The organism is Stenotrophomonas sp. 96582_Sma, from assembly GCF_056480905.1.
Genome location: NZ_CM151122.1, coordinates 4958560 through 4972500 on the forward strand (window position 1 = coordinate 4958560; position 13941 = coordinate 4972500).

Here is a 13941-nt window from a genome sequence, read left to right on the forward strand (position 1 = left end):
GCGTCCGGCGCCCCGGGTAGTGGGTGAAAAGCGGGTCGGTGCAGGAAGGCCGTCAGGCCTTCTTCGCACCCGGGAAGCCCAGCTTCTCGCGCTGCTCGTAGTACGCCTTGGCCACCGCCTGGGCCAGCGCGCGCACGCGCAGGATGTAGCGCTGGCGCTCGGTCACGCTGATCGCGCGGCGCGCGTCCAGCAGGTTGAAGGTGTGGCTGGCCTTCATCACCTGCTCGTAGGCCGGCAGCGGCAGGTTCACTTCCACCAGCTTCTGCGCTTCACGCTCGCAGGCATCGAAGCGGTGGAACATCTCTTCCACGTCGGCGTATTCGAAGTTGTAGGTGCTCTGCTCCACCTCGTTCTGGTGGTAGACGTCGCCGTAGGTCACCGGCTGGCCGTCCGGGCCGTAGGTCCAGACCAGGTCGTAGACGTTGTCGCAGTTCTGCAGGTACATGCACAGGCGCTCGAGACCATAGGTGATCTCGCCCAGCACCGGGCGGCACTCCAGGCCACCGGCCTGCTGGAAGTAGGTGAACTGGGTCACCTCCATGCCGTTGAGCCAGACTTCCCAGCCCAGGCCCCAGGCGCCCAGCGTCGGCGATTCCCAGTTGTCCTCGACGAAGCGCAGGTCGTGCACCAGCGGATCGATGCCCAGTGCCTTCAGCGAATCCAGGTACAGCTGCTGGATGTTGTCCGGCGCCGGCTTCATCGCCACCTGGTACTGGTAGTAGCGCTGCAGACGGTTCGGGTTCTCGCCGTAGCGGCCGTCGGTCGGGCGGCGCGAGGGCTGCACGTAGGCCGCGTTCCAGCTCTCCGGACCGATCGCACGCAGGAAGGTGGCCGGGTGGAAGGTACCGGCGCCCACCTCCAGGTCGAGCGGCTGGATAAGCACGCAGCCCTGCTGGGCCCAGAACTGGTTCAGGGTCTGGATCAGGCCCTGGAAGGTGATCGGAACGGTCGGGGTCGCGGACATGCGTACGAGTCTTGGCCGGCAAGGGGGTGCGCTAGTATAACGGCCGACCTGCGGGGCATTCCGTACCCGGGAGGAGCAGGCAGATGGAACATCGGCTGCCGGTGGGCACGCCCGGCGAGGCTGGCCGCGTACCGCTGCCGTGGGGACGGCTGCAGTTCGAGCAGATTGCCGCGGCCCTGATCGCCGATGGCCTGGTGGCCGAGCAGGACCGCGAGCGCATGCGCTTTTCCGCGCAAGGCGCACGCAACGCCAGTGAAGTGCACCCGCTGGTGCTGCTGTCCAACCTCAAGCTGGCCGCCAACGGCGGTGGCGAACTGACCCTGGAGCGCCTCACCGAGTGGCTGGCGCAGCGCACCGGCAGCCGCTACCTGCGCATCGACCCGACCCGGGTCGACGTTGCCGCGGTCACCGCGCTGGTCTCCCATGCCTACGCGCGCCGCCACCGTTTCCTGCCGTTGGCGGTGGATGCCGAGCGCGTGCTGGTGGCCACCAGCGAGCCACTGGTGCAGGAATGGCGCCGCGACCTGCAGCACCTGACCCGGCGCCGCATCGAACTGGCGGTGGTCAACCCGCTGGACCTGCACCGCTACACCATGGAGTTCTACGGGGTGACCCGTTCGGTGCGCGGCGCCCGTGGCGACGTGCGTGGCGAAGCCAATACCACCCTGCCCAGCTTCGAACAGCTGGTGGAGCTGGGCCGCACCGGCGACGTCAATGCCGACGACCAGCACATCGTGCATATCGTGGACTGGCTGCTGCAGTACGCCTACGAGCAGCGCGCGTCGGACATCCACCTGGAGCCGCGCCGCGAAATGGGGCGCATGCGCTTCCGCATCGACGGCGTGCTGCACAAGGTGTTCGAGGTACCGCCGGCGGTGATGACCGCGGTGGTCAGCCGCATCAAGGTGCTCGGCCGCATGGACCTGGCCGAGCGCCGGCGCCCGCAGGATGGCCGCATCAAGACCCGTTCGCCGGGTGGCCGTGAGGTCGAGATGCGCCTGTCGACCATGCCCACCGCCTTCGGCGAAAAGTGCGTGATGCGTATCTTCGACCCCGATGCCGCGTTCAAGAGCATCGACCAGCTCGGTTTCAGCCCGCAGGAGGCGGCGGGCTGGAATGCACTGGTCGAACGCCCGCACGGCATCGTGCTGGTCACCGGCCCGACCGGCTCGGGCAAGACCACCACCCTGTATTCCACGCTGAAGCGCCTGGCCACGCCGGACGTGAACGTGTGCACGGTGGAGGACCCGATCGAGATGATCGCGCCCGAGTTCAACCAGATGCAGGTGCAGACCAACATCGACCTGGATTTCGCCAGCGGCGTGCGCACCCTGCTGCGGCAGGACCCGGACATCATCATGATCGGCGAGATCCGCGACCTGGAAACCGCGCAGATGGCGGTGCAGGCCTCGCTGACCGGCCACCTGGTGCTGTCCACCCTGCATACCAACGACGCGCCCTCGGCGGTAACCCGCCTGCTCGACCTGGGCGTGCCGCACTACCTGCTGGCCAGCACCCTCAACGGCATCCTCGCCCAGCGACTGGTGCGCACGCTGTGCCCGCACTGCAAGCAGCCGCACAGCCTCGGCGCCGCCGACTGGGCGGTGCTGGCTGATAGCCATGCCGCATATCCAGATGCCGCCACGCCCTGTCGGCCGGTCGGTTGCCTGGAGTGCCGGCGCACCGGATTCCTCGGCCGCATCGGCCTGTATGAGTTGCTGCCATTGGGTTCGCGGCTGCGCGGGCAGATCCGCGCCGACATGGATCTGGCCGGTTTCAGCCGGGCTGCGCGGGCTGAAGGGCTGCGAACCCTGCGCCAGGCCGGGCTTGAAAAGGTGGCGCAGGGGCTGACTACAATCGAGGAAGTCCTGTCAGTGCTGCCGCCCCCGGATGAACCCAGCCCCGTTCCTGATCCTTGAAACCGGCCGCCCGGTACCCTCGCTGCGCCGCTACGGGCGCTTTCCGCACTGGATCCGCGTCGCCGCCGGGCTGGAAGAGCACGAGACGGTGGTGGTCGATGTCGAACACGGTGGCGCCCTGCCCGACCCACATGCCTTCGCTGGCGTGCTGGTGACCGGCTCGGCCGCCTTCGTCACCGACCACGCCGAGTGGAGCGAGCGCAGCGCCGCATGGCTGCGCCAGACCGCCCACGACGACCTGCCGGTATTCGGCATCTGCTATGGCCATCAGCTGCTGGCGCACGCGCTGGGTGGCGAGGTGGCCTACAACCCGGCTGGCCGCGAGTCCGGCACGATCGAGCTGGAACTGCAGCCGCAGGCCGCGCAGGACCCGCTGTTCCAGGGCCTGCCGCAGCATTTCGCCGCCCATGCCACCCACCTGCAGACCGTGCTGCGCGCGCCGGAAGGTGCCGAAGTGCTGGCACGCTCGCCGCTGGACGGCTGCCACGCCTTCCGCTGGGGCCGCCAGGCGTGGGGCGTGCAGTTCCATCCGGAATTCGCCACCCACCACATGCGCGGCTACGTGCGCGCCCGCGCCGACTGCATCGGCCGCCACGGCGGCTGCGCCCGCAGCATCGAGCGCGCGGTCAGCGCCGCACCACTGGCCCGCCAGCTGTTGCGCCGCTTCGTCCGCCAGGCGCGGCTGTCTTCAGCCCAGCCGGTGGCAAAACAGGGATAATCGGCGGCACGGGCAGCCGCCCGGCCCCCTCCTGTCCTTCCCGGATGTCCATGAAAGAGATTCGCAAGCTGCCGGCCTCGGCGGGCGCCCAGTGGTTGCTGGATACGTTCTCCCTGTACCGGCGCGCGCCGCTGCAGCTGGCCCGGATCGGCCTGACCTGGCTGCTGGTGAGCTGGGTGGTGACCCTGCTGTCGACCTTGATTCCCGGCGCCGCCGGCATGGCCGTGCAGCTGATGACCCTGGCCATTTCGCCGATCATGTTCGGCGGCATGCTGTATGCCGTGGGCGAGATCGACGAAGGCCGCCCGGGCCTGGCCTCGCACCTGCTGCAGCCGATCCGCGACCACCGCGTCAGCCACCTGCTGGTGCCGCTGGCGATCCAGGTGCTGGCGGTCCTGCTGCTGGGCGCACTGTTGTTCATGATGATCGGCCGCGAGGGCTTCACCGCCTTCAGCGAGGTCATGACCAAGATGGAAGAAATCAGCCGCAGCGGCCAGCAGATCAAGCCGGACGACGCGGCCGCGCTGGTCGCCAACCTGCCGGCCAAGCGCATCGCGCTGTGGATGCTGCTGGTGTTCCTGAGCGCGGTGGCGCTGTCACTGGCGATGTTCACCCAGCCGGCGCTGGTGGTGTTCGACAAGCAGAGCGGCATGCATGCGCTGCGCCTGAGCCTGCAGGGCTGCATCGAGAACATCGGCGCGATGTTCGTGTTCGCCGCGCTCGGCCTGATCGCCGCGTTCTGCATGTACATCCTGTTCGTGATCGTGATCCAGGTCGCGATGCTGATCGGTGGCCCGCTGGCTGCGGCCTTCATCGCCCAGCTGGTGCTGACCACGGTGCTGATGCCGCTGTATGTCGGCGCGGTCTACGCCGCGTGGAAGCAGATGTTCGTGCATCGCGGCAGCCGCGCGGCCCCACCGATCCCGACCACGCCGACCTCAAGCGACGTGTTCCACGCCTGACGGAAAAAGGGGACGGAGGGGATTAAGTCGTTAGCTGCACACACTGGGCATAGACGACTTAATCCCCTCCGTCCCCTTTTTTCTTTCAGGCGGCGGGTTTCTTCACTACCGACGACGGCACCAGCCAGCGTGCGGCGTGGATGCCCAGCTCGTAGAGCAGGCACATCGGAATCGCCAACATCAGCTGCGAGACCACGTCCGGCGGGGTCAGCACTGCGGCCACCACGAAGATGCCGACGATCGCGTAGCCACGGCCTTCCTTGAACTGCTGCGGCGTCACCCAGCCCAGCAGCACCAGGATCACCATCGCCACCGGCAGTTCGAAACTGCCGCCGAAGGCAAAGAAGATCGCCAGCACGAAGTCCAGGTAGGCGTTCGCATCCGGAGTGATCGCGATCACGTCCGGGCTGAAGGTGGTGAGGAAGTGGAATACCGCCGGCAGCACCAGGAAGTAGGCAAAGGCACAGCCGGCGTAGAACAGCAGCACCGACGACACCAGCAACGGCACCGCCAGGCGCTTCTCGCGCGCATACAGGCCCGGGGCAACGAACGCCCACAGCTGGTACAGCAGCCACGGCACCGCCACGAACAGGGCCACGAAGAAAGTCAGCTTCAGCGGGGCGAAGAACGCACCGGCCGGGTTGGTGGCGATCATCGTCTGCCCGTTCGGCAGCTGCGAGACCAGCGGTTCGGCCAGCGCGTTGTACAGCTTCTGGGTAAACGGCAGCAGCGCCAGCAGCACCACGCCCAGGCCCAGCAATGCGCGCACCAGGCGGCCGCGCAGTTCCACCAGATGTTCGACCAGCGAGCTTTCGCCGAAATCCTGTTCACTCATGGCTGGCGCTCCGGGCTGCTCTGCGGCGGCGGCGCACCGGCTTCAGGGGGTGTCGCCGGCGTCGGCTCGGGAGCAACGCTCTCCTGTGCCGGCGCATCGGCGTCGGGCACGGCGCTCATGTGCGGCGGAAGATCTGCGGGCGCCGGCGCGCGCACCTCCTGCGCCAGCGTATCGCCCTGCTGCTGGGCCTCCTGCGCTTCGCGACGGATCGCTTCACCGCTGGCGCGCAGCTGGTTCTCGGTGTCCTGCATGCCCTGGCGCACGTCCTGCATCTGCCGCTTGATGTCCTCGGCCTGCAGTTCGCGCTCCAGTTCCTGTTTCACCGAATCCCACTGATTACGGGCACGCCGCACCCACAGGCCGGCGAAGCGGGCCGCCTTGGGCAGGCGCTCGGGACCGAGCACCACCAAGGCGACCACTGCAATCACCAGCAGTTCGCTGAAGCCGATATCAAACACCGCGACCGCTCCGGATCAGCGAGCGTTACGGTCGTGCTCGTCCTGCGCGGCGCGCGAGGCGTCCTGGCTGCGCGATTCATCGCCCAGCTGCGCGTTCGGCTTGTCCTCGTCGCGCATGCCCTTCTTGAATTCCTTGACCGCCGAACCGAGATCCTTGGCGCCACTGGTCAGGCGCTTGGTGCCGAACACCAGCAGGACGATGGCCAGCACGACCAACCAATGCCAGATGCTGAAACTGCCCATAAAGACGCTCGTTACGTTAGTGATCAGGCTGTCGAGCATAGCGCACCGGGTGTTAGCCGGCGCGCGTGACGAAAGTCAGTTTCCGCCCAGCGTTTCCGTGCGGATTTCGCCGTCGTTGACCGGCTGGAAGCCCTGCTGCTGCTGCGGCGGGTTCTGCGGCACGTTCTGCAGCGGTGCGGTGGTGGCTTCGGCCGGGGCGGCCGGCGCTCCCTGAACAGGCGCCGGAGCAACCGCCGGGGCCGCTGCCGGGCGCGGCGCGCTACCGCCGTTGCCGCTGCGGTTGTTACGCGCGGCGTAGGTGGCCTCTTCCAGGCGGTCGCGGAACGTCACCACATCCATCGACGGCGAACCGGCGGCGCGGCCTTCGAAGATCATGCGCGGCGTGGTGTTGCTGCCGTAGGCGTCCAGGTTGGCGGCATCGTCGATCTGCAGCACCGCACCATCCAGGGCGACACCGGCGAACAGGCCGCGGGCGCGCGACCAGGACCAGATCTCGGCCTTCAGCTGACCGTCGGTGGCGGCGGCGGCATTGCGGCCGACCGGGCCGGCGGCGACACCCGCATCGGCGCCCAGCGTGAACTTGCCGTTGACCAGGTTGTCCAGGCTACGGTCGTTGCGGAACACCAGCACCACATCGGAGGACTGCACGCCGGCCTGGAAGCCGATGCTGCCGCCGGTGAGCTTCACGAACACCGGGTTGGACCAGGCACCGTTGGGCATGCGCACGGACATCAGGCCGTGGCCACGACGACCGCCAATGACCAGACCGGCCTTGATCGTGTCGGGAATGACGATGACCGCGCGGCCTTCGTCGAGCAATTTGTCCGGAATGCCCTGTTCAGGGATTTCCTGGATTTCAGCCAGCACGCGCACGGCATTGCGGGCACGCTGGTCTTCCTGCGGTCCGGCCATGGCCTGGCTGGACAGCAGGCTGGCGGCGATCAGCAGGGCTTGGATCGGGCGACGCATGGCAGGCTCCAGAAGTCAGTCCATAGGAAGATATAGCAAGTGACTGAAATTAGTAGTGTTGTCATGAATCCCCAATGAGCGTTCCCTGCTCACATTGATGCGCGCTATGCCTGCAATCCGAACCCTGCATCCCGGCGCGGCACCGGATCGGCGACAATACCGCTCATGCTCGACGCACCCGATACCGCCGTGCTGGCGGTCAACCTAGGCACGCCCGAGACGCCGACGGCCCCCGCCGTACGTCGTTACCTGGCTGAATTCCTGTCCGACCCCCGCGTGGTCTCGATCCCGGCACTGTTGTGGCAGCCGTTGCTGCGCGGACTGATCCTGCCGCTGCGCAGCAGCCGTTCAGCGGCCAAGTACGCCCAGGTCTGGCTGCCGGAGGGCTCTCCGCTGATGGTGCATACGCGCCAGCTGGCGCAGGCCATGCAAGCGCTGTTGCCGACCCTGACGGTGCGCCATGCAATGCGCTATGGCGAACCGGCGCTGGCCAGCGAACTCGACCGGCTGGCGGCCGACGGTGCGCGCCGCATCGTGGTGCTGCCGCTGTACCCGCAGTACTCCACCACCACCACCGCCTCGGTCGAAGACCGCGTCGATGCCTGGCAGCGCCGCAATCCGGGCGTGACCGTGAGCCTGGTACGCGACTATTCGGTCGATCCGGGCTGGGTCGACGCCGTTGCCGGCTCGATCCGCCGCTACTGGGAACAGCACGGTCGTGGCCAGAAACTGATGTTCTCCTTCCACGGCATTCCGCAGCGCCTGGCCGATGCCGGCGATCCGTATCCGCAGCGCTGCGAGGCCAGTGCGCAGGCCATCGCCAAGGCGCTGGAGCTGGGCAGGGACGACTGGCAGATGGGCTATCAGTCGCGCTTCGGCCGCGAGCGCTGGCTGCAGCCGTATGCCGAGCCCAGCCTGTGGGCGCTGGCCGAATCCGGCGTGAAGCAGATCGACGTGGTGTGTCCGGGCTTCGCCACCGACTGTCTGGAGACGCTGGAAGAAGTGGCACTGGGCTTCACCGAAACACTGGCCGAGCGCGGCGCGACGATGCGCTACATCCCCTGCCTCAACGCCGAACCGGAGCACGCGCGTGCGCTGGCACGGCTGGCCGTGGCGTCACTGGCATGAGCCTGCAGCCGTTTGAACTCGAGGTCGGTGGCGCGCGCGTCGCCGGCCTGCGCAACTACGGTGATGGCCCGCGCGTGCTGGCCCTGCATGGCTGGCTCGACAACGCGGCCAGCTTCGTGCCGCTGGCGCCGCACCTGTCGTCGTTGCAGCTGGTGGCCATCGACCTGCCCGGCCACGGCCACAGCGCGCATCTGCCGGCCGGTGCCAGCTACACCACGGCCGCCGCCATCTGTCACGTACTCGACGTCGCCGACGCGCTGGGCTGGGACCGTTTCAGCCTGCTTGGCCATTCGATGGGCGCCGGCATCGCCAGCCTCACCGCCTCGGTCAGCGACCGTGTCGAACGGCTGGTGGCGATCGAAGCACTCGGCGGCCTGCGTGGTCCTGAGGAAGAAACCGCCAACCGCCTGCGCGAACATGTAAATGCCACACGCGCACTGGCACGCAAGCAGCTGCGCGTGTTCCCCGACCTCGCCGCGCCGATCCGCGCGCGGATGATGACCAACCAGCTCAGCGAGCGCTGTGCACGGCTGCTGGTCGAGCGCGGCGTGGAGCCGGTCGAAGGTGGTTACCGCTGGTGCAGCGACCCGCGCCTGATGCTGCCCACTGCGATCCGCCTCAGCGAAGGCCAGATCGACAACCTGCTGCAGGCCATCGCCTGCCCGACGCAGGTGATCTACGCCACACCGGCGCAGTCGTACTATCCCGAGCCGATGCGCAGCGATCGCCTGCAGCACCTGCGCGATGGCCGTCTGGCGGTGTTTGCCGGCAACCATCACCTGCACATGGAAGACCCGGAACAGATCGCGGGCGTGATCCTGCACTTCTTCAGCAACGGCAACGCCGGCTGAGCAGAAGTATCCGCGCGCTTCACTCCGCGCGTTTGCGGCCGATACATCAGTTGCGGGCCCCTGCGTCCGCAGCACGCAGGTCCGGTCGGGCCTGCGGCGTGTGTCTGGTTCTGCAAGGAAGTCCGCATGCCCGCTCTGCTGCACCGTCACCCACAGGATGTGGCCACGGTGTCCCGTCTCCGCGTCGCTGATCGCGCCGCATTCCCCGAATTCCCGGCTCGCGCCCTGCACACGCACTCCTGCGTGTGCCGCGGCGTGGCTGTTGTCGTTTGCTGATCCAGGAGTCGCCGATGTCCGTTGCATCCTCCCGTCCCCCCGATACCGCCCGCATGCCGCATCTGCAGCAGCTCGCGCACCGCGCTGACCGTCGACTGCTGATCGGCAGCGCGGCGTTGGCTGTGGCTGGCCTGGTGCTGGCCCTGCGTGGGCCCCACGTACCGGGCGCTGCGTTGGCCGCGGCCGCCGTACTGCCCGCCCTCTGGCTGGCCGGTCCACAGGCGGGCCGGGCCGTCGCCCGCAATGGCCTGGCATTGCTGTTGTCGCTGCAGCTGGCCTTGTTGTGCGCGATCGTCAGCCTGTCACCGGCATTGCCGATTGCGCTGTTGCTGGGCGTGCTGCTCAGCCACCGCGATCGCCTGCCGGTATGGCTGGCCGGTGGTGTTGGCACCCTCGCCCTGCTGGTACCGCTGCTGCACGGCGCAGCCGTGGGACCGACGTTGCTGCAGGCGGGCCTGTTCGCCAGCCTGACCGTGTTCCTCGGCCAGGTCGCGCTGCGCCTGCGCCAGCAGACCGAGGCGCTTGGCCACGGCCCACGCCGCCTGGCGGCACTGGCGCGCGATATCGCGACGGGCACCGATCTGAGCGCACATGCGGATACCGCGGCCTATGCACCCGGTTCGCTGGCCCATGCACTGGCCGATACCGCCCGCCACGTACAGGCGCAGCGTGGGCGCGAGGCTGACGCGCATGCCGAGAATGCGCAGATCCGCCAGGCGCTCGACGCCTCGCGCACCGCGATGATGATTGCCGACAACGACCACGTGATCCGTTACGTGAACCGCTCGGTGGTGGCCCTGCTGCGCAACCAGCAGGCAACACTGCGCCAGGCCTTCCCCGACTTCGACGCCGAGCGCCTGGTCGGCAGCAGCATCCACCGCTTCCACGCCAACCCGGACCGCATCCGCGCGATCCTCAATGGCCTGCAGGTCACGCACAACGGCAAGGTGCAGATCGGCCCGGTGCACTTCGCGCAGGTGGTCACCCCGGTGTTCGATGCGCAGGGCGTGCGCCTGGGCTTCGCCGTGGAATGGCATGACCGCACCCATGAACTCGCGCTGGAAAACGCCGTGGCCGGCATCGTCGCTGCGGCAGCGGCCGGTGATCTCGACCAGCGCCTGCAGGCCACTGAAGGTGCCAGTTTCCTCGATGGGCTGACCGGTGGCATCAACCAGCTGCTCGATACGCTCGGCAGCACCGTCAACGAAGTGCGGCAGATGCTCTCGGCACTGGCCAATGGCGATCTGGACCGGCGCATGCACGGCGAGTATCACGGTGCTTTCGCTGCCATCCAGCGCGATGCGAATGCCACGGCCGGTCAGTTGGCACGCATGGTCGGTCGCATCCAGGAATGTGCGGCGTCGATCAGTACCGCCGCCAGCGAGATTGCCGCCGGCAACGGCGCGTTGTCCGAGCGCAGCGAGCGCCAGGCCGCGCACCTGCAGGAGACCGCAGCATCGATGGAGGAACTCACCGCCACCGTGCGCCAGAACGCCGCCCACGCGCGTGAGGCCAGTGCGTTGGCAGCTTCCACGCAGAGCGCTGCCAGTGACGGCAACACGGCCATGCAGCGGGTGGTGAATACCATGCAGGCCATCGAAGGTGCTTCGAAGCGGATCGGCGACATCACCGGCGTCATCGACGGCATTGCCTTCCAGACCAATATCCTGGCCTTGAACGCAGCCGTGGAGGCGGCACGCGCCGGCGAACAGGGCCGAGGCTTCGCGGTCGTGGCCAGCGAGGTGCGGGTACTGGCGCAGCGCTCTGCGGCGGCGGCCCAGGAGATCAAGAAGCTGATCGACGAAGCCGGCCGCCAGGTGGGTGAGGGTGCCCAGCTGGTAGCTGACGCCGGCCAACGCATGCAGGGCATTGTTGGCGGCGTGGAGGATGTCAGCCACCTGATGCGCGAGATTTCCGCGGCGTCGCAGGAGCAGTCGATCGGCATTGAGCAGATCAACCAGACCGTAGTGCAGATGGATCAGGCCACACAGCAGAATGCCGCGCTGGTGGAGGAAGCCACCGCGGCCGCACGCGAGCTGCAATCGCAGGCGGGTACGCTTACCGAGGCGGTGTCGGTGTTCCGCCAGCAGGAACCGCACGAGGTCTCGCAGGCCGCCTGATCCGGGCCTTCAGTTCGATCCTGATCAAGACGGCGCCCGCAGGGCGCCGTCTTTTTGTTGCGTAGGCCTTGCTGCCAGTAGCTGCCAACCTCGGTTGGCGCCGTGGTTCCTCACGGAGGGCATCCACGCATGGCGTGGATCTACTGGTAATGCCGGCCGCTGGCCGGCAATCACAGCGACGCGCACCGTCTGGCCTGCTGCCGGGGTTGGCACCGATCTTTGCAGGGACAGCCCATCCACGCACGGCGTGGATCTACTGTGGGTCCGGCTGCACTCGGTAGACGCCAACCTTGGTTGGCGCTGTGGCTGCCCGCGGAGAATATCCTCGCATAGCGTGGATCTACCGGCCGCTGTGCAGCCACGGCAGTGCCGGCCAGCGGCCGGCACTACCCGCATTTCGCGCGCACAAAGAAAAACCCCACTGCGTGAGCAGCGGGGTTTTGGTGTAAACCCTGGCGATGACCTACTCTCGCATGGCTTGAGCCACACTACCATCGGCGCAGCTGCGTTTCACTTCCGAGTTCGGGATGGGATCGGGTGGTTCCACAGCGCTAATTTCACCAGGGAGGCGGTTGGAGCGTCGCCATCCGATACAGCTGGATAAGGCGCCTGCCTCTCGTAGTTCTTGTGACGTAGCGTGCACTTGGATGCTCTTACGACGCTGTCGTAAAGCCAAGGCAACTTGAGGTTATATGGTCAAGCCTCTCGGATCATTAGTATCAGTTAGCTCAATACATTGCTGTACTTACACACCTGACCTATCAACCACGTAGTCTACATGGTTCCTTCAGGGGGCTTGTGCCCCGGGAGATCTCATCTTGAGGCGCGCTTCCCGCTTAGATGCTTTCAGCGGTTATCGCTTCCGAACATAGCTACCCGGCAATGCCACTGGCGTGACAACCGGAACACCAGAGGTTCGTCCACTCCGGTCCTCTCGTACTAGGAGCAGCCCCTCTCAAATCTCCAACGCCCATGGCAGATAGGGACCGAACTGTCTCACGACGTTCTGAACCCAGCTCGCGTACCACTTTAAATGGCGAACAGCCATACCCTTGGGACCGACTACAGCCCCAGGATGTGATGAGCCGACATCGAGGTGCCAAACACCGCCGTCGATATGAACTCTTGGGCGGTATCAGCCTGTTATCCCCGGAGTACCTTTTATCCGTTGAGCGATGGCCCTTCCATACAGAACCACCGGATCACTAAGTCCTAGTTTCCTACCTGCTTGATCCGTCGATCTTGCAGTCAAGCACGCTTATGCCTTTGCACACAGTGCGCGATGTCCGACCGCGCTGAGCGTACCTTCGAGCTCCTCCGTTACTCTTTAGGAGGAGACCGCCCCAGTCAAACTACCCACCATACACGGTCCCCGACCCAGATAATGGGCCCAGGTTAGAACGTCAAGCACGACAGGGTGGTATTTCAAGGATGGCTCCGCTGCAGCTAGCGCCACAGTTTCATAGCCTCCCACCTATCCTACACAGACGAACTCAACGTTCAGTGTAAAGCTATAGTAAAGGTTCACGGGGTCTTTCCGTCTTGCCACGGGAACGCTGCATCTTCACAGCGATTTCAATTTCACTGAGTCTCGGGTGGAGACAGCGCCGCTGTCGTTACGCCATTCGTGCAGGTCGGAACTTACCCGACAAGGAATTTCGCTACCTTAGGACCGTTATAGTTACGGCCGCCGTTTACTGGGGCTTCGATCAAGAGCTTCGCCTTGCGGCTGACCCCATCAATTAACCTTCCAGCACCGGGCAGGCGTCACACCCTATACGTCCACTTTCGTGTTTGCAGAGTGCTGTGTTTTTGATAAACAGTCGCAGCGGCCTGGTTACTGCGACCCTCTTCAGCTATAGCTCGCACGAGCCACCAAAAAGGGTGCACCTTCTCCCGAAGTTACGGTGCCATGTTGCCTAGTTCCTTCACCCGAGTTCTCTCAAGCGCCTGAGAATTCTCATCCTACCCACCTGTGTCGGTTTACGGTACGGTCTGCGTAAGCTGAAGCTTAGGAGCTTTTCCTGGAAGCGTGGTATCAGTGACTTCGCCATAAAGGCTCGTCTCGGTGCTCGGTCTTAAAGGATCCCGGATTTGCCAAAGATCCAAACCTACCGCCTTTCCCCAGGACAACCAACGCCTGGTACACCTAACCTTCTCCGTCCCTCCATCGCACTTACGCGAGGTGCAGGAATATTAACCTGCTTCCCATCGACTACGACTTTCGTCCTCGCCTTAGGGGCCGACTCACCCTGCGCCGATTAACGTTGCGCAAGGAAACCTTGGGCTTTCGGCGTGCGGGTTTTTCACCCGCATTATCGTTACTCATGTCAGCATTCGCACTTCCGATACCTCCAGCAGACTTCTCAATCCACCTTCAACGGCTTACGGAACGCTCCTCTACCGCGCATAACAAAGTTATGCACCCCAAGCTTCGGTTCACTGCTTAGCCCCGTTAAATCTTCCCCGCAGACCGACTCGACCAGTGAGCTATTACG

11 protein-coding genes and 2 rRNA genes (1 of these 13 only partly in view) are annotated in these 13941 nt (G+C 65.8%); 6 read left to right on the top strand and 7 right to left on the bottom strand.

The features are described from left to right. Window positions 1-52: 52 nt before the first annotated feature. Window positions 53-964, bottom strand: a complete 912-nt coding sequence (gene glyQ, locus ACZK2R_RS23200; RefSeq protein ID WP_006403404.1) for a glycine--tRNA ligase subunit alpha — start codon at window positions 962-964, stop codon at window positions 53-55. An 83-nt stretch (window positions 965-1047) separates the two neighbouring features. On the opposite strand from glyQ, the gene ACZK2R_RS23205 reads away from it, so the two are divergent. The 3 genes from ACZK2R_RS23205 to ACZK2R_RS23215 are packed head-to-tail and all read left to right on the top strand — an operon-like array spanning window position 1048 to window position 4563. Further along, window positions 1048-2883, top strand: coding sequence for a GspE/PulE family protein (locus ACZK2R_RS23205; RefSeq protein ID WP_180838726.1), 1836 nt, complete (start codon window positions 1048-1050; stop codon window positions 2881-2883). Then, entirely contained in the window at window positions 2855-3601 is a 747-nt protein-coding gene (locus ACZK2R_RS23210) for a glutamine amidotransferase (RefSeq protein ID WP_032128456.1), read from the top strand. The genes ACZK2R_RS23205 and ACZK2R_RS23210 overlap by 29 nt, the downstream gene beginning before the upstream one ends. 50 nt (window positions 3602-3651) lie before the next feature. Then, window positions 3652-4563, top strand: coding sequence for a BPSS1780 family membrane protein (locus tag ACZK2R_RS23215; protein WP_012512520.1), 912 nt, complete (start codon window positions 3652-3654; stop codon window positions 4561-4563). A gap of 85 nt (window positions 4564-4648) precedes the next feature. On the opposite strand, the gene tatC is transcribed toward ACZK2R_RS23215, so the two are convergent. The 4 genes from tatC to ACZK2R_RS23235 all read right to left on the bottom strand — a co-directional run bounded on the left by tatC (window position 4649) and on the right by ACZK2R_RS23235 (window position 7068). Continuing rightward, window positions 4649-5398, bottom strand: coding sequence for a twin-arginine translocase subunit TatC (gene tatC, locus ACZK2R_RS23220; RefSeq protein ID WP_032128455.1), 750 nt, complete (start codon window positions 5396-5398; stop codon window positions 4649-4651). Next, window positions 5395-5856, bottom strand: coding sequence for a Sec-independent protein translocase protein TatB (tatB, locus tag ACZK2R_RS23225; RefSeq protein WP_032128454.1), 462 nt, complete (start codon window positions 5854-5856; stop codon window positions 5395-5397). The genes tatC and tatB overlap by 4 nt, the downstream gene beginning before the upstream one ends. Before the next feature lie 15 nt (window positions 5857-5871). Continuing rightward, window positions 5872-6099 carry a Sec-independent protein translocase subunit TatA gene (gene tatA, locus ACZK2R_RS23230; RefSeq protein ID WP_032128453.1) on the bottom strand — a complete coding sequence of 76 codons (228 nt, stop codon included), beginning with the start codon at window positions 6097-6099 and terminating at the stop codon, window positions 5872-5874. A gap of 75 nt (window positions 6100-6174) precedes the next feature. After that, window positions 6175-7068, bottom strand: a complete 894-nt coding sequence (locus ACZK2R_RS23235) for a lipid-binding SYLF domain-containing protein (protein ID WP_180838725.1) — start codon at window positions 7066-7068, stop codon at window positions 6175-6177. Between the two features lie 165 nt (window positions 7069-7233). Here ACZK2R_RS23235 and hemH point away from each other — a divergent pair, with 165 nt between their 5' ends. The 3 genes from hemH to ACZK2R_RS23250 all read left to right on the top strand — a co-directional run bounded on the left by hemH (window position 7234) and on the right by ACZK2R_RS23250 (window position 11443). Continuing rightward, entirely contained in the window at window positions 7234-8196 is a 963-nt protein-coding gene (gene hemH, locus ACZK2R_RS23240; RefSeq protein WP_032128451.1) for a ferrochelatase, read from the top strand. Next, window positions 8193-9047 (top strand): alpha/beta fold hydrolase, encoded by an 855-nt coding sequence (locus ACZK2R_RS23245; protein ID WP_032128450.1) that lies wholly within the window; start codon window positions 8193-8195, stop codon window positions 9045-9047. The genes hemH and ACZK2R_RS23245 overlap by 4 nt, the downstream gene beginning before the upstream one ends. Before the next feature lie 290 nt (window positions 9048-9337). Continuing rightward, on the top strand, window positions 9338-11443 hold the full coding sequence (locus ACZK2R_RS23250; RefSeq protein ID WP_180838724.1) for a methyl-accepting chemotaxis protein: 2106 nt from the start codon (window positions 9338-9340) through the stop codon (window positions 11441-11443). A 450-nt stretch (window positions 11444-11893) separates the two neighbouring features. Here ACZK2R_RS23250 and rrf read toward each other — a convergent pair. Both rrf and ACZK2R_RS23260 read right to left on the bottom strand, forming a co-directional pair. Continuing rightward, window positions 11894-12008: ribosomal RNA gene (rrf, locus tag ACZK2R_RS23255) — 5S ribosomal RNA — on the bottom strand. Between the two features lie 127 nt (window positions 12009-12135). Then, window positions 12136-13941: ribosomal RNA gene (locus ACZK2R_RS23260) — 23S ribosomal RNA — on the bottom strand (it continues 1074 nt past the right edge of the window).